This window comes from Mitsuaria chitosanitabida ATCC BAA-476 = NBRC 102408, from assembly GCF_001598255.1.
In the GTDB taxonomy this organism is placed as follows: Bacteria; Pseudomonadota; Gammaproteobacteria; order Burkholderiales; family Burkholderiaceae_C; genus Roseateles; species Roseateles chitosanitabidus.
In genome coordinates this window covers 32,639-49,862 of record NZ_BCYP01000021.1, presented here as the reverse complement: position 1 = coordinate 49,862, position 17,224 = coordinate 32,639, and the positions used below count along the sequence as shown (strand labels likewise).

The 17,224-nt window shown below is 69.2% G+C and carries 19 protein-coding genes; 12 read left to right on the top strand and 7 right to left on the bottom strand.

Annotated elements, in window-relative coordinates; genetic code table 11:
* Window positions 1–153 precede the first annotated feature (153 nt).
* The 4 genes from MCHT01_RS14275 (at window position 154) to MCHT01_RS14260 (ending at window position 4,107) form a co-directional block, all read left to right on the top strand.
* Window positions 154–1,116 (top strand): TauD/TfdA dioxygenase family protein, encoded by a 963-nt coding sequence (locus tag MCHT01_RS14275; RefSeq protein ID WP_084452634.1) that lies wholly within the window; start codon window positions 154–156, stop codon window positions 1,114–1,116.
* Between the two features lie 137 nt (window positions 1,117–1,253).
* The gene (locus MCHT01_RS14270; RefSeq protein ID WP_067066082.1) at window positions 1,254–2,228 is read left to right on the top strand and encodes an ABC transporter substrate-binding protein; all 975 of its coding nucleotides are present in this window, start codon (window positions 1,254–1,256) and stop codon (window positions 2,226–2,228) included.
* A 101-nt stretch (window positions 2,229–2,329) separates the two neighbouring features.
* Window positions 2,330–3,127, top strand: coding sequence for an ABC transporter ATP-binding protein (locus MCHT01_RS14265; RefSeq protein ID WP_174549056.1), 798 nt, complete (start codon window positions 2,330–2,332; stop codon window positions 3,125–3,127).
* Window positions 3,124–4,107, top strand: a complete 984-nt coding sequence (locus tag MCHT01_RS14260) for an ABC transporter permease (RefSeq protein WP_084452632.1) — start codon at window positions 3,124–3,126, stop codon at window positions 4,105–4,107. Before MCHT01_RS14265 ends, MCHT01_RS14260 begins: the two co-directional genes overlap by 4 nt.
* Here MCHT01_RS14260 and MCHT01_RS14255 read toward each other — a convergent pair.
* Window positions 4,082–4,516, bottom strand: a complete 435-nt coding sequence (locus MCHT01_RS14255; protein WP_337958247.1) for a type II toxin-antitoxin system VapC family toxin — start codon at window positions 4,514–4,516, stop codon at window positions 4,082–4,084. The genes MCHT01_RS14260 and MCHT01_RS14255 overlap by 26 nt on opposite strands.
* Entirely contained in the window at window positions 4,513–4,875 is a 363-nt protein-coding gene (locus tag MCHT01_RS27435; RefSeq protein ID WP_245643298.1) for a hypothetical protein, read from the bottom strand. The genes MCHT01_RS14255 and MCHT01_RS27435 overlap by 4 nt, the downstream gene beginning before the upstream one ends.
* Before the next feature lie 227 nt (window positions 4,876–5,102).
* On the opposite strand from MCHT01_RS27435, the gene MCHT01_RS14245 reads away from it, so the two are divergent.
* The gene (locus MCHT01_RS14245) at window positions 5,103–6,518 is read left to right on the top strand and encodes a pyridoxal-phosphate dependent enzyme (protein ID WP_067066013.1); all 1,416 of its coding nucleotides are present in this window, start codon (window positions 5,103–5,105) and stop codon (window positions 6,516–6,518) included.
* The gene (locus MCHT01_RS14240) at window positions 6,515–7,726 is read left to right on the top strand and encodes a trans-sulfuration enzyme family protein (RefSeq protein WP_084452629.1); all 1,212 of its coding nucleotides are present in this window, start codon (window positions 6,515–6,517) and stop codon (window positions 7,724–7,726) included. The genes MCHT01_RS14245 and MCHT01_RS14240 overlap by 4 nt, the downstream gene beginning before the upstream one ends.
* A 116-nt stretch (window positions 7,727–7,842) precedes the next feature.
* Here the strand turns inward: MCHT01_RS14240 and MCHT01_RS14235 are convergent, their stop codons facing one another.
* Window positions 7,843–8,088 (bottom strand): hypothetical protein, encoded by a 246-nt coding sequence (locus tag MCHT01_RS14235; RefSeq protein ID WP_245643296.1) that lies wholly within the window; start codon window positions 8,086–8,088, stop codon window positions 7,843–7,845.
* A gap of 217 nt (window positions 8,089–8,305) precedes the next feature.
* On the opposite strand from MCHT01_RS14235, the gene MCHT01_RS14230 reads away from it, so the two are divergent.
* From MCHT01_RS14230 to MCHT01_RS14220, 3 genes are all read left to right on the top strand, one after another.
* On the top strand, window positions 8,306–9,244 hold the full coding sequence (locus MCHT01_RS14230; protein ID WP_067066011.1) for a LysR family transcriptional regulator: 939 nt from the start codon (window positions 8,306–8,308) through the stop codon (window positions 9,242–9,244).
* A gap of 107 nt (window positions 9,245–9,351) precedes the next feature.
* On the top strand, window positions 9,352–10,065 hold the full coding sequence (locus MCHT01_RS14225) for a Bax inhibitor-1/YccA family protein (RefSeq protein ID WP_067066010.1): 714 nt from the start codon (window positions 9,352–9,354) through the stop codon (window positions 10,063–10,065).
* 5 nt (window positions 10,066–10,070) lie between these two features.
* Window positions 10,071–10,508, top strand: coding sequence for a hypothetical protein (locus tag MCHT01_RS14220; protein WP_067066009.1), 438 nt, complete (start codon window positions 10,071–10,073; stop codon window positions 10,506–10,508).
* Window positions 10,509–10,628: 120 nt separating this feature from the next.
* On the opposite strand, the gene MCHT01_RS14215 is transcribed toward MCHT01_RS14220, so the two are convergent.
* The 3 genes from MCHT01_RS14215 to MCHT01_RS14205 form a co-directional block, all read right to left on the bottom strand.
* Window positions 10,629–11,270 carry a glutathione S-transferase gene (locus MCHT01_RS14215; RefSeq protein ID WP_067066008.1) on the bottom strand — a complete coding sequence of 214 codons (642 nt, stop codon included), beginning with the start codon at window positions 11,268–11,270 and terminating at the stop codon, window positions 10,629–10,631.
* A 94-nt stretch (window positions 11,271–11,364) separates the two neighbouring features.
* Window positions 11,365–11,877 (bottom strand): GNAT family N-acetyltransferase, encoded by a 513-nt coding sequence (locus MCHT01_RS14210; protein WP_067066007.1) that lies wholly within the window; start codon window positions 11,875–11,877, stop codon window positions 11,365–11,367.
* A 131-nt stretch (window positions 11,878–12,008) separates the two neighbouring features.
* On the bottom strand, window positions 12,009–13,052 hold the full coding sequence (locus MCHT01_RS14205; RefSeq protein ID WP_067066006.1) for a Gfo/Idh/MocA family protein: 1,044 nt from the start codon (window positions 13,050–13,052) through the stop codon (window positions 12,009–12,011).
* A 229-nt stretch (window positions 13,053–13,281) separates the two neighbouring features.
* Between MCHT01_RS14205 and MCHT01_RS14200 the strand changes: the two genes are divergently transcribed.
* The 3 genes from MCHT01_RS14200 to MCHT01_RS26765 all read left to right on the top strand — a co-directional run bounded on the left by MCHT01_RS14200 (window position 13,282) and on the right by MCHT01_RS26765 (window position 16,461).
* Window positions 13,282–15,492, top strand: coding sequence for a M3 family metallopeptidase (locus MCHT01_RS14200; RefSeq protein WP_067066005.1), 2,211 nt, complete (start codon window positions 13,282–13,284; stop codon window positions 15,490–15,492).
* 130 nt (window positions 15,493–15,622) lie between these two features.
* Window positions 15,623–16,288: a hypothetical protein gene (locus MCHT01_RS26250; RefSeq protein ID WP_148661531.1), complete on the top strand. Its 666-nt coding sequence runs from the start codon at window positions 15,623–15,625 to the stop codon at window positions 16,286–16,288.
* Complete coding sequence (locus MCHT01_RS26765) at window positions 16,285–16,461, top strand: hypothetical protein (protein WP_169806135.1); 177 nt, start codon at window positions 16,285–16,287, stop codon at window positions 16,459–16,461. The genes MCHT01_RS26250 and MCHT01_RS26765 overlap by 4 nt, the downstream gene beginning before the upstream one ends.
* Here MCHT01_RS26765 and MCHT01_RS14195 read toward each other — a convergent pair.
* Window positions 16,458–17,108 carry a DUF2242 domain-containing protein gene (locus tag MCHT01_RS14195; protein ID WP_067066004.1) on the bottom strand — a complete coding sequence of 217 codons (651 nt, stop codon included), beginning with the start codon at window positions 17,106–17,108 and terminating at the stop codon, window positions 16,458–16,460. The two genes, MCHT01_RS26765 and MCHT01_RS14195, sit on opposite strands and share 4 nt — an antisense overlap.
* Between the last annotated feature and the right edge of the window lie 116 nt (window positions 17,109–17,224).

The window sequence follows — 17,224 nt, the reverse complement described above, 5'->3', positions numbered from 1 at the left end:
TTGCCCAATGTGCGCTGGCGAACAAGCCGGTGCGCGCCAGGGCGCTGACGTGCGAGCGACGTCGCGCATCGAGCACGCTTATGCGCTTCGCGCGCTTGGACATGCCGCGAGCTTCGTTCGCCGAAGAAGGACGGCTGCCTAGAGTCGACGGCCATGACTGCCACCGCCTCGCCCCTCGCCGCCCGGACCGCCGCGTCCTTCATCGACCGCGCCGGCTATCCCTCCGTCCTGTCGCAGGACGCGACGCTGACCGCCGCCGACCAGGGCTTCGAGATCCGCGCCTTCGACGCGCCGCTGGGCGCGGAGGTCGTGGGCATCGACCTGTCGCGACCCTTGAGCGACGGCGACTTCGCCCGCCTGCACCGCGCCCACCTGGACCATCACGTGCTGGTCTTCCGCGACCAGCGCATCACGCCGGCGGAGCACATCGCCTTCAGCCGCCGCTGGGGACCCTTGCAGATCCACGTGCTGCGCAACTTCCAGCTGGCCGGGCATCCCGAGATCCTGCAGGTCTCCAACCTGCGCGACGCCGACGGCCAGCCGCTGGGTCTGGGCGACGCGGGCCAGTACTGGCACTCCGACCTGTCCTACAAGGAGCGCCCCAGCCTGGGCTCGCTGCTGCACGCGCAGGAGCTGCCCGCCGAGGGCGGCGACACGCTCTTCGCGAACCAGCATCTGGCCTATGACGGGCTGCCGCTGGCGGTGAAGTCCGCCATCGCCGGCTTGCGCGCCGAGCACAGCTACCTCGCCCGCTACGAGGAACTGCGCGCGAGGAACCCGTGGCGCCCGAAGCTCACCCCCGAGCAGATCGCCGAGGTCAGGCCGGTCTCCCAGCCGGTGGTGCGCACGCATCCGGAGACGGGGCGCCGGGCGCTCTTCGTCAGCGAGCACTTCACGACGCGGATCCTCGACGTCCCCGAGGACGAAAGCCGCGACCTGCTGGCCCAGCTCTTCGAGCACAGCAGTCGCAAGAGCATCGTGTACCGCCATCACTGGCAGGCGCACGACCTGGTGTTCTGGGACAACCGCTCGCTGTTGCATCTGGCCGCCGGCTGCCCGGACCACCTGCGCCGCCACCTCTACCGCACCACCATCGAAGGCGACGTTCCCGCATGACCACCGACCGCTTCCTCGAGTTCGCGTCGACCCGCGATCCGCTCCGCTCCCCGAGCGATGTTCCAGGCGACCGCCCCGGCGTCTCCACGATGGCGAGCACGCCGCGGCGCCTGCTGCGCCGTGTCCTCGCGGGCGCGATGGCCGGCGCGCTGACGTTGGGTGCCCTGCCCGCGCACGCCGAAGGCCAGATCCGCATCGCCGAGCAGTTCGGCATCGTCTACCTGCTGCTCAACGTGGCGCAGGACCAGAAGCTGATCGAGAAGCACGGCAAGGCCGCCGGGGTCGACGTCCAGGTGCAGCGCGTGCAGCTGTCCGGTGGTCCCGCGATCAACGAGGCGCTGCTCTCGGGCAGCATCGACATCGCGGGCGCGGGTGTCGGGCCGCTGCTGACGCTGTGGGACAAGACCAAGGGCCGGCAGAACGTGCGCGGCATCGCCTCGCTGGGCAACTTCCCGTACTACCTGACCAGCAGCAACCCCGCCGTCAAGACGATCGACGACTTCAGCGACAAGGACCGCATCGCCCTGCCGGCGGTGGGCGTGTCGGTGCAGGCGCGGGTGCTGCAGCTGGCCTCCGCCAAGCGCTGGGGCGACGCGCAGTTCAACAAGCTGGACCGGCTGCAGGTCGCGATCCCGCATCCCGAGGCGACGGCCGCGCTGATCAAGGGCGGCACCGAGATCAACGCCCACTTCGGCAACCCGCCTTTCCAGGAGCAGGGGCTGGCGGGCAACCCCAACGTCCACGTCGTGCTGAGCAGCTACGAGGTGCTGGGCGGGCCGGCGTCGGCGACGGTGCTGTACACGACGGAGAAGTTCCGGCGCGACAACCCGAAGACCTACAAGGCCTTCGTCGGCGCGCTGGCCGAGGCGGCGGACTTCATCGCGAAGAACCCCGAGAAGGCGGCGGACATCTACATCCGCAACGAGAACTCCAAGGTCCCGCGCGAGTTGCTGCTGAAAGTGATCAAGAACCCGGAGGTGCAGTTCAAGATCACGCCGCAGAACACCTACGGACTGGCGGCCTTCATGCATCGCGTGGGCGCGATCAAGAACAAGCCGGCATCCGCGCAGGATTACTTCTTCGACGATCCGCAGAACGCGGACGGGAGCTGAGCGTGAGCGCGGTGCTGGACCGGATCGACGCCGGCCACGACATCGGGGTCGACAGCGCGCTGGACACGGTGGCGGCCGAGGCCCTCGGCGCCATCGACGGAGTGGGCGGCGTCGATCGCGAGCCCGGCGCGGCCGCGCTGGACGCGCGGCTGCGCGTCGAGGGCGTCAGCCTGGACTACCGCGGCGAGCGCGGCCTGGTGCGGGCCACACACCGCGTCGACTTCGACGTGCTGCCCTCGGAGCGCTTCGTGCTGCTGGGCGCGTCGGGCTGCGGCAAGTCCTCGCTGCTGAAGGCGGTGGGAGGCTTCGTCGCGCCGTCCGAGGGGCGGATCCTCGTCGACGGACAACCCGTCCTCGGGCCGGGGCCGGACCGCATCGCCGTGTTCCAGGAGTTCGACCAGTTGCCACCGTGGAAGACGGTGCTGGAGAACGTCGCCTTCCCGCTCATCGCTTCGGGCACCGCGCCGCGCAAGCAGGCGATGGAACGGGCGCGCGACTGGCTCGCGCGGGTGGGACTGGCGGACTTTGGGTCGGCCTATCCCCACCAGCTTTCCGGCGGGATGAAGCAGCGGGTGGCCATCGCCCGCGCGCTGGCGATGAAGCCGCGCGTGCTGCTGATGGACGAGCCCTTCGCCGCGCTGGACGCGCTGACGCGCCGGCGCATGCAGGACGAGTTGCTCGCGCTGTGGGAACAGGAGCGCTTCACGCTGCTCTTCGTGACCCACTCGATCGAGGAGGCGCTGCTCGTCGGGCATCGGGTGCTGGTGCTGTCGCCGCATCCGGGTCGGGTGCGGGCGGAGCTCAACGCGCAAGCCCTGACCCCGTCGCAGCGCGCGGCGCAGGCACAGCGGATCGAACGATTGCTGTTCGAGGATGAGCTGACGGGAGTCGCTCGATGAGTGTCACGGTCTTGCCTGGTGGGGCGGTGCCCGATCACGCGGGTGCGTCGGGTACGGGGAGCATCTCGGGGAGCGCGCGCGCCGCGGGTGGCGCCGGTCTCCCGGATCGCGCGTCGCGCCTGCCGGATCCACCGCTGCGCCTGGAGCGGGAGCGCGAGCTCCCGGACTACACCGCGCCGATCGAGACCGTCGTGCCGCCATGGCGCCGACTGATCGACTTGAGCGCCTGGCGTCAAGCCGCGCTGCTGGCCTTGCTCGCCGGCGCCTGGGAGGTCGCCGCGCGAGTCGCCGACAACGATCTTCTGCTGCCCACCTTCACCGCCGCCGCTCGCGCGCTCTGGGACGGCCTGGTCAACGGCGAGCTGCTGTTGCGCGCGGGGATCTCGCTGAAGCTGCTGCTGCAGGGTTACGCGCTGGGCGTGGCGCTCGCGCTCGCGCTGACGGCGCTGGCGACGGCCTCGCGCTGGGGCCGTGACCTGCTCTCCAGCCTCACGGCGATGTTCAATCCGCTGCCCGCCATCGCCCTGCTGCCCTTGGCGCTGCTGTGGTTCGGGCTGGGCGCGACGAGTCTGATCTTCGTGCTGGTCCACGCGGTGCTGTGGCCGCTGGCGCTGGCGGCCTCGGCGGGCTTCGCGTCGGTGCCGGAGACGCTGCGCATGGCGGGCCGGAACTACGGTCTGAAGGGGCCGCGCTACGTCGCCTTCATCCTGCTGCCGGCGGCGCTGCCGGCGATCCTCTCGGGCCTGCGCGTGGGCTGGGCCTTTGCCTGGAGAACGCTGATCGCCGCCGAACTCTTCTTCGGCGCCTCGTCGGGCCAGGGCGGGCTGGGCTGGTACATCTTCCAGAACCGCAACGAACTGATGACCGATCGCGTGTTCGCCGGGCTGGCGCTCGTGATCCTGATCGGGTGGCTGGTCGAGCGCCTCGTCTTCAGCACCATCGAGAAGGCGACGGTCAGGCGGTGGGGGATGCAGCGGTGAGCGCGAGCTCCCCTCGATGACGCCCCTGCGGCGCCGACTCGACGTAGGCGACGTCGAGTCGCTTGGCCAGCGCGGCGAGCCGCTTGTCGGCTGCCCAGAGCCGAGCTCCCGGGGTCTTGATGGTCGATGCCAGCAGCGACAGATCGACCAGCCCACATCCTTTGCCGAAGATCCGCTCTTCCTCGATGAGATCGATGACCTCATCGATGTCCACGGCGGCGCTCGGCTCCAGGTCCTCAAGAGTGGAGAGCGCGGTCGCGCGCGGTTCGGGCAAGCTGCCGCAGCGGAGCTCGCCGAGGATCATTGGGTGGGCGAGCACGACGTCCAAGTCAAGGAGCGCCAGTAGCGACGGGTTGTTGCGACGGAAGTGGTCGATCCACACCGATGTGTCCACGATCACTTTCATCATTGCAGGTCCTCCTCGTTCTCAGGGTCTTGACGCCGACGCGGAATGTCCGGGAGGTTCGGGGCGATGCCGCCCATCTGCGCCAAGCGCTCCTGCGCCTGCCGCGCGATGAACCATCGCAAAGCCGTGTTGATGAGCTGCTCGCGGCTCATGGGCTCGTCCGCGACTTCGAGTGCGCGTTGGCAGAGGGCTTCGTTGATCATGACCGTCCTGGAGATGCCGTGGAGAGGGGCGTCAGCTTGCTCCTCCGACACCTGCTGGTCATTGACCCGTTTCAGCGCAAATCGCCTCGTCGCCCACCGACTCCAGTCGTCGGGATCCCCAATAGGAACGCCCCGGCCGAAGCCGGGGCGTGCTCGCATCGGATGACAAGGTGATCAGGTCATGGCTGGGTCTTGAAGACTCCCTTACTGGACGACATGGATCCAAGGGTATGACCTTCGATCCCGCGCGCGAACGAAGCGATGCGGATAAGCTGCTGCGGCCACCGCGCTAGCGATCGCCTACGCTGAACGGTTCGCCGCCCGCCCCGGCGCCATCCTTGCCGGACGCGGGCCCGCCCCATCCCACCAGGATCGAAGGAACGCGCATGACCGCCTCTCCCACCGTCGACGACAGGCCCTCCCGGCGCCCCGATCGCGCCGACCGCCCCGCCGTGCTGGACCTGATCGGCAACACGCCGCTGGTCCCCGTCAACCGGCTCGACACCGGCCCTTGCCAGCTCTTCCTCAAGCTCGAGTCGCAGAACCCCGGCGGCTCCATCAAGGACCGCATCGGCCTGTCCATGATCGAGGCCGCCGAGCGCGACGGCCTGCTCCAGCCGGGCGGCACCGTCGTCGAGGCCACCGCCGGCAACACCGGGCTGGGATTGGCGCTGGTCGCCCGCGCCAAGGGCTATCGCGTCGCGCTGGTCGTGCCCGACAAGATGTCGGCGGAGAAGGTGCTGCAGCTCAAGGCGCTGGGCGCCGAGGTCCACATCACGCGGTCCGATGTCGGCAAGGGCCACCCCGACTACTACCAGGACCGTGCCGCCCGCCTGGTCCAGGACATCCCCGGCGCCTGGTACGCCGACCAGTTCAACAACCCCAACAATCCGCTCGCCCACGAGACCACCACCGGTCCCGAGATCTGGCATCAGACCGGCCACCGCATCGACGCGCTGGTCTGCGGCGTGGGCTCTGGCGGCACGATCACCGGGCTGTCGCGCTTCTTCGCGAAGGTGCGGCCGGGCCTGGACGTGGTGCTCGCCGATCCCGCCGGCTCCATCCTCAAGGACTTCGTCGAGAAGGGCAGCTACGGCGAGGCCGGCTCCTGGGCCGTCGAGGGCATCGGCGAGGACTTCGTCCCGCCCATCGCCGACCTGAGCGGCGTGCGCCACGCCTACTCGATCACCGACCAGGAAAGCTTCTCCACCGCCCGCGACCTCTACAAGGCCGAGGGCATCCTGGCCGGGTCCTCGACCGGCACGCTGCTGGCCGCGGCATTGAAGTACTGCCGCGCGCAGACCACGCCCAAGCGCGTCGTCACGCTGGTCTGCGACACCGGCACCCGCTATCTCTCCAAGGTCTACAACGACCCGTGGATGTTCGATCAGGGACTGCTGCAGCGCGCCTCGAAGGGCGACCTGCGCGACCTGATCGCGCGCCGCGCCGAGGATGGCGCGGTCGTCAGCGTCAGCCCCGAGGACACGCTGGCCACCGCCTTCTCCCGCATGCGCCAGGCCGAGGTCTCGCAGCTGCCGGTGTTGCGCGACGGCAAGCTGGTCGGCTTGCTGGACGAGTCCGATCTGCTCGCCCAGATGCACATGGACGCGCGCCACTTCAAGGACCCGGTCGAGGCCGCGATGAGCCATGATGTGCGCACCTTGCCGCCGGGGGCGCCGCTGTCCGACCTGATCGCCCAGTTGCGCCAGGGCCTGGTCGCCGTGATCGCCGACGAGCGCGGCTTCCACGGCCTGGTCACCCGCTTCGACCTTCTGAATCACCTGCGAAAGGGCTTGTCATGAGCCAGTCCCCGAAGAACACCCCGCCCGCCGAGGGCCACGACGACGCCTCGCTGCGCTTCGACACCCGCGCCATCCACGGCGGCCAGCATCCCGACCCGCTGACCGGCGCCGTGATGCCGCCGATCTACGCGACCTCGACCTACCGTCAGCAGAGCCCCGGCGTCCACCAGGGCTACGAATACGGCCGCACCCACAACCCCACCCGTCAGGCCTACGAGCGCGCGATCGCCAGCCTGGAGGGCGGCGTGCAGGGCTACGCGTTCTCGTCCGGCCTGGCGGCGATGGCCACCGTGCTGGACACGCTGGATGCGGGCTCCCACATCGTGGCGGGCGACGATCTCTACGGCGGCAGCTACCGGCTGTTCGAGCGGGTGCGCAAGCGCAGCGCCGGCTTGCAGGTGACCTATGTCGACAGCAGCAATCCGGAGAACGTCCGCGCCGCGCTGCGTCCCGAGACCAAGATGATCTGGATCGAGACGCCCAGCAATCCGCTGCTGAAGCTGACCGATCTGGCCGCGGTCGCGAAGATCGCGCGGGAACACGGCGCGCTCGCCATCGCCGACAACACCTTCGCCAGCCCCTGGTCGCAGCGGCCGCTGGAACTGGGCTTCGACGCGGTGATGCACTCGGCGACCAAGTACCTGAACGGGCACAGCGATGTGATCTCCGGCGTGGTCGTGGTCGGCGGCGAACCGCGCCAGGCCCAGCTGCGCGAGCAGCTCGAGTTCCTGCACAACGCGGTCGGCTCGATTGCCGGCCCCTTCGACAGCTTCCTCGCGCTGCGCGGGCTCAAGACGCTGGCGCTGCGCATGGCGCGGCACAACGAGAGCGCGCTGGAACTCGCCCGCTGGCTGGAGGCGCAGCCCAAGGTGCGTCGCGTCCATTACCCGGGGCTGGAGAGCCATCCGCAGCTCGCGCTGGCGCAGCGTCAGATGCGCGGCGGCGGCGGGATGATCAGCGTCCAGCTCGACACCGACCTGGCCGGCGCGCGCCGCTTCCTGGAGCGGGTGCGGATCTTCTCGCTGGCCGAGAGCCTGGGCGGCGTGGAGAGCCTGATCTCGCTGCCCGCGCTGATGACGCATGCGTCGATCCCGCTGGCAACGCGAGAGCGTCTGGGCATCACGGACTCTCTGGTGCGGATCTCCGCTGGCATCGAGGATATCGAGGACCTGCGCGACGACCTGAAGGCGGGCCTGGCCGCGGTCTGACCCGCCAGCCCCAGCGGGCTGATGCCAGAACGACGACGCGCCGGGGCCGTGAGGCCACCGGCGCGTTTTTCATGGGACGCCGCGGGGGGGCGCGGATCCAGGTCTTTCGGCGCGGATCAACGGGTCTCGCGCCAGCCCAGCACGCGGGCCGGCAGGAACAGGATGGCCTTGAGCAGCGCGAAGACCGCCTCGACGCTCAACCCGATCAGCCGGAACGGCAAGGTGATCAGCCAGGCCAGCGGCCACAGCACCAGCGCCAGCAGAGCCAGCGGCCAGCACAGCACGAACAGAATCATCCAGAACAGCAGGCCGACGAAGCCCATGACGCCCTCCTCGAGCGGGACCCAGCCCGCGACAGACATGAGGGGACTCTAGGCAGCGATTCGCCGGACGGCGCCCCGCATGCGATGAAGCGGGCCGCCAAGCTCATGGACTGCGCGCGGACGCGACGCACGAAAGTCCGAACCTCTGGATCGGTGTTCAGGAGGGTGAGCGAAAAAACCTTCAACAAAATCGTCTTAACTACCGTCTAAGCGAAGCTGGTTATCATCCGGCTTCGACTTTTTCGGAGGCGCTGCCATGTCCAACCTGAACTACCGTCATCTGCATTACTTCTGGGTCGTGGCCAAGGAGGGCGGCTTTGCCCGCGCGGCCGACCGCCTGGGCATGGCCGTGCAGACCATCAGCGCGCAGGTGCGGGAGCTGGAGCGCTTCATGGGCTGCCAGCTGCTCAAGCCCGAGGGCCGCGGCCTGGTGCTGACCGAGGCCGGCCAGGCCGCCTTCAGCCGCGCCGAGGAGATCTTCCAGATCGGCCAGTTGATTCCCCACGAGGTGCACGAAGCCGCGACGCAGCGCGTGCAGCGTCTGTCGGTGGGCCTCTCCGACGGTCTGTCCAAGCTGGCCGCGCACGCCCTGCTGGCGCCGGTGCTGGACACGCCGCACCTGCGCCTGGTCTGCCACGAGGGCGAGGTCGACCAGCTGCTGGGCGAGCTCGCGCTGCATCACCTGGACCTGGTGCTCACCGACCAGCCGGCCCCCGTCAACCCGACGCTGCGCATCACCAGCCAGCTGCTGGCCAGCACGCCGGTGGACTGGTACGGCCCCGCCGAGCTGGTCGAGCGCGCCCGGCGCGCGCCCAACAAGGGCTTCCCGTACAACCTGGAGACGCTGCCGGTGCTGCTGCCGACGCGCCACGCCTCGCTGCGGGCCGGCCTGGAGCGCTGGTTCGAGCAGCACCACATCCGCCCGCAGATCGTCGGCGAGTTCGAGGACAGCGCCCTGATGAGCGTCTTCGCGGCCCGCGGCCTGGGCGTGTTCCCGGTCAGCCGCCTGGGCGCGGACGACCTGTCGATGATGGCCGGCCTGCACCTGCTGGGCCAGACCGAGGTGATGGAGGACGTGCACGCCATCTACTCGCGCCGCGGCCAGAACCACCCGCTGGTGTCCAAGCTGCTGGGTCGCCGGACCGGCGCTGGCGGTGAGGTGGGCATCGACTCGGAATTTGCTTCAGCAACTTGAGGAAGAAGCAGGTTTTTCGGAATCGATCGGGCCGCTAAGGTCCGGGCTTCGTGCGCGCGCGAGCGCGCTTTCGTCCAACGGCTCAATCGGATCCAGGAGAACCAGCCATGAGCGACTTCCAACGACAGCCGGCGTCCCCCTCGGGTTGGACGCCCACGACTTCCACGACGTCCCAGGGGGACGTCTTCACCCAGCGCGGCGACGTCGCCCGCGTCCTGCGCAACACCTACGCGCTGTTGTCGATGACGCTGCTGTTCAGCGGCGCCGTCGCGGCCGCGGCGGTGGCCTTCAAGCTGCCCGCCCCGGGCATGATCCTGACGCTGATCGGCTACTTCGGCCTGCTGTTCGCGATCCACAAGACGCAGAACGGCGCGGCCTCGGTGCCGCTGGTGTTCGCGCTGACCGGCTTCATGGGCTACACGCTGGGCCCGCTGCTGAGCGCCATCCTCAACCTGCCGGGCGGCGCCACGACCATCGCCCTGGCGCTGGGCACCACCGGCGCGACCTTCCTGGTGCTGTCGGCCTACGTGCTGGCGACCAAGAAGGACTTCAGCTTCATGGGCGGCTTCCTGTTCGCCGGCATGATCATCGCGATCCTGGCCTCGCTCGCGAACATCTTCTTCCAGCTGCCGGCGCTGGCCATGGCCGTGTCGGGCGTGGTGGCGCTGCTGTCGGTGGGCATGATCCTGTTCGAGACCAGCCGCATCGTGAATGGCGGTGAACGCAACTACGTGATGGCCACCGTCAGCCTGTTCGTGTCGCTGTTCAACCTGTTCACCAGCCTGCTGAGCCTGTTCGGCTTCGCCGGCCGCGACGAGTAAGCACGATGAGCGACGCCCTCAGCGGCGCTCGTCGCCGCGGTCTCGATCCGCTGAAGACGGCGCTGTGGGCCATCGCCGGTCTGCTCGCGCTGTTGTGGAGCGGGCTGGCCTGGGCCTCGGCCGCGGTCGTGCGCTGGACGGTGGACGCCTTGTCCACCGGCCAGGCCGCCGAACTCGGCAAGACGGCGGTGGCGTTCAAGTTTCCCGCCTGGCTCGAGCCTTTCCTCGACACCGGCCTGCTGAGCGCGATCCAGGACCTGGTGCGCTGGGTGCTGGAGCTGGCCGGCCAGGGCGCGCCGCTCGCGGGCGCCGCGGTCGGCTGGCTGGTGCCGGTGGTCTGGGGGGTATGGGGCTTGGGTCTGCTGACCCTGCTCGGCATCGCCGCCCTGCTGCATCTGGCGCTGCGCTCCTTGCCGCGCATCGGCATGCCGGCGGCGAACTGATCGCCTGAACGCCTCGCCCGCACACGGCGACCGACACGGGGGCTTCGGCCCCCGCTGTCATTTCTGGACGAGCCTCCACGGGGTGACCACGTCGGCGGTCCGGACCGCGGGAGAGCCGATTCAGCCTGCCACCGGCTGCACCGTGCCGTCGCCGTGAGGCGCGGCGCGGAACTCGGGCAGCTGCTCCACCGCCGTCGCATAGGCGATCAGCCCCGGCAACTCGTCGGCCGGCGGCAGCAGCTCCGGCACCATCTGTCGCGCGAACTCCCAGGCCACGCCGATGCTCACGCCCGCGAGTCCGATCACGTCGCGCTCGGCCGACAACGGCGCCTTGCGCAGCTCGGCCTCGAGCTCCACCAAGGCCGCCCGCAGCTGTCCCGTGCAGCGGTCCAGCCAGGGGCCGTGCTGCTTGTCCTCGGGGCGCAGCTGCTGCTCGTAGACCGCCTGCACGCTCTTGTCGCAGACGGCCATCGCCAGGCCGACGATGCGCAGCGCGCGGCGCAGCGTCGGGTCGCTGGGCGGCAGCAGCGTCCGGCCCGGCGACAGCGACTGCGCGTACTGCAGGATCAGCGTCGAGTCCATCAGCACCGTGCCGTCGTCGCAGACGAAGGTCGGCGCCTTCACGACCGGGTTGATGCGGCTGAACTCGTCAAAGGTGCGGAACACCGACAGGGAGCGGTGCTCGAAGTGCAGCCCGAGCAGCAGCATCGAGATCGCCGTGCGGCGGACGTAGGGGGAGTCAAGCATGCCGATGAGCTGCATGGCGGGGCCTCGTTCGGTGGTGGTCAGGGTGGGGCGGATCGGGTGCCGGTGCGCGCGGGTGATCGGAAGGATGACGGCGCCGTCGAGCGCCCGCTCAGGGCGCGGCGACGGTGAAGCGGTACAGGCAGCAGTCGTCCTCGTGCAGCGTGCGCACCTCGCGGGCGATGTCGCCGGCCGCGTGCGCGCGGATCACACCGGGCCAGAACTGCAGCGCCGGCGTGTTGGCCATCAGGTGATAGACCTCCCAGCGGCCGGGGAAGCGGCTCAGCACCTCGCCGGCGGCGAGTGCCGCCAGGCCGTGGCCGCGATAGCCGCGTGCCAGGAAGAAGTAGCCCATGTTGTGGTCCGAGTCCGGGTGCTCGCACTCCGCGTCGACGACCGCGAAGCCCGCCAGGTCCCCGTCGACCTGGATCATGAACGGATGCACGTCCGGCTGCGCCCAGTACGGCGCCTTGGGCCGCAGCTGATAGCGGCCCTCCGGCGCGAAAGGGACCGGCGTCCACTCGCTCAGGTCGTAGTTGTAGAACTGCATGAGGTTCTCGATGCGCGGCAGGTCGTCGGGCGTGGCGCGGCTCAGGGTGAGCGTCGGTGCGGGCAAGGTCTCCATCGTCGTCTCTTCTGGTCTCGTGGTCTTGTTGTCGATGATTCGAAGCGAATGTCGCAGCGCGAGGGCGAAAGGTCGAGGCGAATCGCCGACACGCGTCCGTGGTCGTGACGGCGCGGCGCCTCGCCAGGGATTCAGGCGGGGGCGGGGAAGGCCTCGTCGAAGGCGTAGCGCACGCCGGCCCGCGCGCGGATGCGGTCCATCCAGCCCAGCACCGCCAGCGTCTCGGCATGCGGCACGACGGGGCTCTCGATCTCGCCGGCGCGCGCGCAGCGCATGGCCTCGCGGATCTCGCCCTCGAAGCCGTTGATCTCGAACGGGCGCTCCAGCGTCTCGGGCGCGCCGCGCGCGGGCAGCAGCTGGACGCGGGTCGCCTCCCAGAAGGTCTCGGGCAGCACGATGGCGCCTTGCTCGCCCAGCACCTGCATCGCGTTGGGCGCGTAGGTGTCGATCGCGCAGACGAACTGCGAGGTCAGTCCGTCGCCGAAGTCCAGCGTCACCGCCAGGCGCGCGTCCACGCCGGTGGGCGCCAGCGTCGCGCGCACGTCCAGGTCGCGCAGCGGGGGCACGTCGCCCAGCGCGTGCTGCAGCATCCAGCGTGTCGCCGTCAGGTTGTAGATGCCGACGTCCAGCAGCGCGCCGCCGGCCAGCGCCGGGCTGAAGATGCGGCTGTCGGGGTCGTAGGGCGCGGGGAAGCAGAAGGTCGACTGCATGCCGCGCAGCGCGCCGATGCGGCCCTCGCGCAGCCAGGTCGCCACCTCCGCGTAGGCGGGGAGGAAGCGGGTCCACACCGCTTCCATCAGGAAGGCGCGATGCGCGCGCGCGGCCTCGACCAGGCGGCGGCCCATCGCCTCGTTCGGCACCAGCGACTTCTCGCACAGGACCGCCTTGCCGGCGCGCAGCGCGGCGAGGACGTACTCGAAGTGCTGCCCATGCGGCGTGGCGACGTACACGCCGTCCACGGCGGGATCGCGCATCACCGCGGCGGGGTCGGTGTGCGCGAGCACCGGCGCGTCGCCGGGTCGCGACCAGCGCTCGGCGAACTGCTGCGTGCGATGCGCGTCGCGGCCGCAGACCGCGTGCAGGCGGCAGCCGTCGAGTCGCGCGACCGCGTCGGCGAAGCGGTGCGCGATGGCGCCGGGGCCGATGAGGGCCCATTGGAAGGTGGAGTCGGACATCGGAGGCGGCGCGCGTGACCGGCGCGTGAGGCAGGCGTGGGGAAGGGGTTGGGGCTGATGCTAATCGGCGGCGCGCGCCCGCGCGGTCACCGTCGGGACGACTAGGGTAGACCCGAGGTCGGGCATGTCCGGGGCGGACGGCGCCCGTGGCGACCGTCCGGACGGGGTGGCTTGGGCTAAGGTGACGGCCTTGCAAAAATCGAATGCCCGCGCCGGCGGGCCGCTCCCCATGAGGATTCCCTTCGTCCTGGCCGCCACCGTGGCCATCGTGACCGCGGCGTTGCCCGCGCTGGCCCAGAACTCCCCTGCATCGAGTCCTCAGAACGCCGCCATGGCCGGCGACGCCGCCGACGCGCCGAGCGCCGTCAACCTGCTGCTGGCGCCGAGCACGCTCCCGCTGCAGTACCCGCCCTTCGACAAGATCCGCGACGCCGACATCGGTCCCGCGCTGGACCAGGGCATGGCCGAGCAACTGGCCGAGGTGACGGCGATCGTCGACAACCCGGCAGCGCCGAGCTTCGAGAACACCATCCTGGCGCTGGAGCGGGGCGGCCGCACGCTGGGCCGCGCCTACACGCTGCTGTCCAGCCTGACCGGCGCCGACGCCAACCCCGCGCGCCTGAAGCTGCAGGCCGACTACGCGACCAGGCTGGCCGCGCATCGCGACGCCATCGCGCTGAATCCCAAGCTGTTCGCGCGTGTCGAGGCGCTGTATCAGCAGCGCGCGAAGCTGAACCTGGGCGCGCAGGAGCAGCGCCTGGTCGAGCGCCACTACAACCAGCTGCTGCGCGCCGGCGCCAAGCTGGACGAGGCCGGCAAGGCCCGCATGAAGGCGATCAACGGCGAGCTCGCGCAACTGGGCGCGCGCTTCAACCAGAACGTGCTGGCCGAGGTGAACGACTCGGCCGTGGTCGTCGACAGCGCGGCCGAACTCGCCGGTCTGAGCGACGAGCAGATCAGCGCCGCCGCGGCCGCCGCGAAGACGCGCGGCCTGGACGGCAAGTACGTGATCGCGCTGCTGAACACGACCGGCCAGCCGGTGCTGTCGCAGCTGGAGAACCGCGCGCTGCGTCAGCGCATCTACGAGACCTCGGTCGCGCGCGGCTCGCGCGGCAACGCCTACGACAACACCGGACTGGTGTCGCGCGTGCTGACGCTGCGCGCCGAGCGCGCGCGGCTGCTGGGCTTCGCCACGCATGCCGACTTCGTGCTGAAGGACGAGACCGCGCAGAGCGTGCCGGCCGTCAATGCGATGCTGCGCCAGCTGGCGCCCGCCGCCGAGACCGCCGCGCGCCGCGAAGGCGCGGACCTGCAGGCCATGATCGACCGAGCTCAAGCGGCGAAGCACGAGCCCTCGTTCAAGCTGGCGGCCTGGGACTGGAGCTTCTACAGCGAGAAGGTGCGCGCGGCCAAGTACGGTTTCGACGAGTCGCAGCTCAAGCCGTATCTGGAGATGAAGAACGTGCTGGAGAACGGCGTGTTCTACGCGGCCGGCCAGCTGTACGGGCTCAAGTTCAAGCAGCGCCGCGACCTGCCGGTGTACCAGCCGGACGTGCTGGTCTACGACGTGTTCAACGCGGACGGCTCGCAGCTGGCGATCTTCATCGCCGACATGTACGCGCGGCCGTCCAAGCGCGGTGGCGCGTGGATGAACGCCTATGTCGACCAGAGCGGGCTGCTGAACCAGAAGCCGGTGGTGGCGAATCACCTGAACATCCCCAAGCCCATGGACGGCAAGCCCACGCTGCTGACCTGGGACGAGGTGAACACGATGTTCCACGAGTTCGGCCATGCGCTGCATGGGATGTTCTCGAACGTGAAGTACCCGAGCATGGCCGGGACCAAGGTGCCGCGCGATTTCGTCGAGTACCCGTCCCAGGTCAACGAGATGTGGGCCGACTGGCCGAGCATCCTGGCCAACTACGCGAAGCACTACAAGACGGGCGAGCCGATGCCGCGCGCGTTGCTGGACAAGGTGCTGGCGGCCAAGCAGTTCAACCAGGGCTTCGCCACGACCGAGTACCTGAGCGCGGCGATGCTGGACCAGCGCTGGCACCAGCTGCCGCTGGAGCAGATCCCCGACGCGGACGGCGTGATGGCCTTCGAGGCCAGGGCCTTGCGCGAGGAGGGCTACGACTACGACGCGGTGCCTCCCCGTTACCGCACGCCCTACTTCAGCCACATCATGGGCGGCTACGCGGCGGGCTACTACGCCTACGTCTGGTCGGAGGTGCTGGACGCCAACACCGTGCAGTGGTTCAAGTCGCACGGCGGTCTCAAGCGCGAGCTGGGCGATGCCTTCCGCGCGAAGCTGCTGTCGCAGGGCGGCAGCCAGGACGCGCTGTCGATGTTCCGCGCCGTCGTCGGCCACGAGCCGCAGATCCAGCCGCTGCTGGAACGCCGCGGTCTGGTGCTGGAGAAGGCCAAGCCGGCGAAGTGACCCCGCAAGCGGTCAGCCGCTTGACCGCCACAGGTCAGAAGGGCGCCCACAGGGGCGCCCTTTTGTTATTCACCGCCACGAACGCCTTGCCGAGACTGCCTGCCTTACGTTTGAGACCAGGCAGTGCGGCATGGATGAGGTGACGAAGAAGTGGTTCGATCCGAGCACGGTGAAGGTCGTGCGAAGTCCGGAGCTGGAGGGGTGGCATCAGGACGAGGATCTGGCGCGCCTTTCTGGCGCACCTCGCGGCAGTGAGGTTCACGTCGCAACGACGCAGGCTGGGGTGATTGAACTGCGGGTCCTGAATCAGGATTTGCTGAGCGAGCCCCTTGTCCGAAGCGTTGCGCGGACGGTAGAAGGTGGATACGTCTTCATGATCCAGAACAGGGCATTCGTCCTCCGACCCGCATTTCGCGGGATGGGGATCGGGCCTCGAAGCGTGGCGATCGAGCTTCACGAAGCGCAGCGACTGGGCTACTTCTCGAAAGTCGTGGTCCACGCGGTCGGGGACTGGCATCACCGTGCAGGTGAATCGGCCATGAACGGCTACTACGTATGGGCCAAGATGGGTTTCAACGCTGCCTTGCCCATTTGCTATCGTGAGCATCCCGAACTACCTGCCATCTGCAGGAACTGTCGAGACGTCGTTGAACTCTTCGCAACGACTGAAGGTGAAGCCTTCTGGCTTCGCCATGGATCAACGATCAAGTTGTCGTTTCCCCTGGAGGAATCGTCGGCAAGCTGGAATCACTATCGGCGATACGCCCGGGAAAGAGGCATTGAGGTGACCGCATGACCCCATACGAGATTGCCCTGCGATGCACACGCCCCCTGACGCCGGAGGAAGCAGAACTGCAGCAGGACGAATATGCCGGCAAGGAATTGCCGGACCCTTGTCCCCAGGATCTGCAGGAAATGACGGCGATGGCGGAACGAATCGAAGCCCACGAAGCGCGTGGGCGCGCTTAACCGCCGGTCTTCTCGTTGTCCCGCCCACCTTCCGCATCCTGCTCCTTGAGCAACCGCTGCATCAACGCGAAGAACCGGTCGTAGAACTGGCCGGCGGGGATGGTTTCGGAGGCGACCTTGACCAGCGACTCCGACGTCGACGACAGCGGCACCGAGATCGACCCGATCGCGCTCACGCCCAGGCTGGTCGAGTTCGAGCTGCGCTTGACGTTGTAGCGATCCTGCAGCGCCGACACGTAGGCCGTCGCGATCTTGCCGCTTCCACCTTCCGGCACGCACACGATGTTGAAGTTGATCTCCACGTGCACGTCCGCTTCCGGCTGGAAGCGCTTCGCGCCGGTGATCGACGACGCGGATGCCGTGTTGATGATGTAGCCCTGGCTCAGCAACGCGCGCCGCGCCGCCTCGCAGGTGTCCTCGACGCCGGCGTCGAACAGGCGCGAGTAGGTCTCGTCCGCCTGGAAGCGCTCGTTCAGATAGACCGAGTTCTTGCGCGCCGCCTTCGCGTCCGCGCCCCCGAAGACGCCACATCCCGTCAGCGCCATCGCCGCCGAGGCGCACAGCACCAGGGCGGCCGATCGCGTCGTCAGGCGTCGGGCGGAAGGGATCGTGAAACGGGGGGAGTCGGGTGAGAAGCGTCGGATCATGCGTCGTCGGGCCCCCACAGGGCCAACGCCGGATTATCCGCGCCCAGCCTGTCCGGCACCCGTCGTCACCGAGGGCCGATGTCCGAGGAGCGGTAAAGACGGATGTCAGTCCCGAC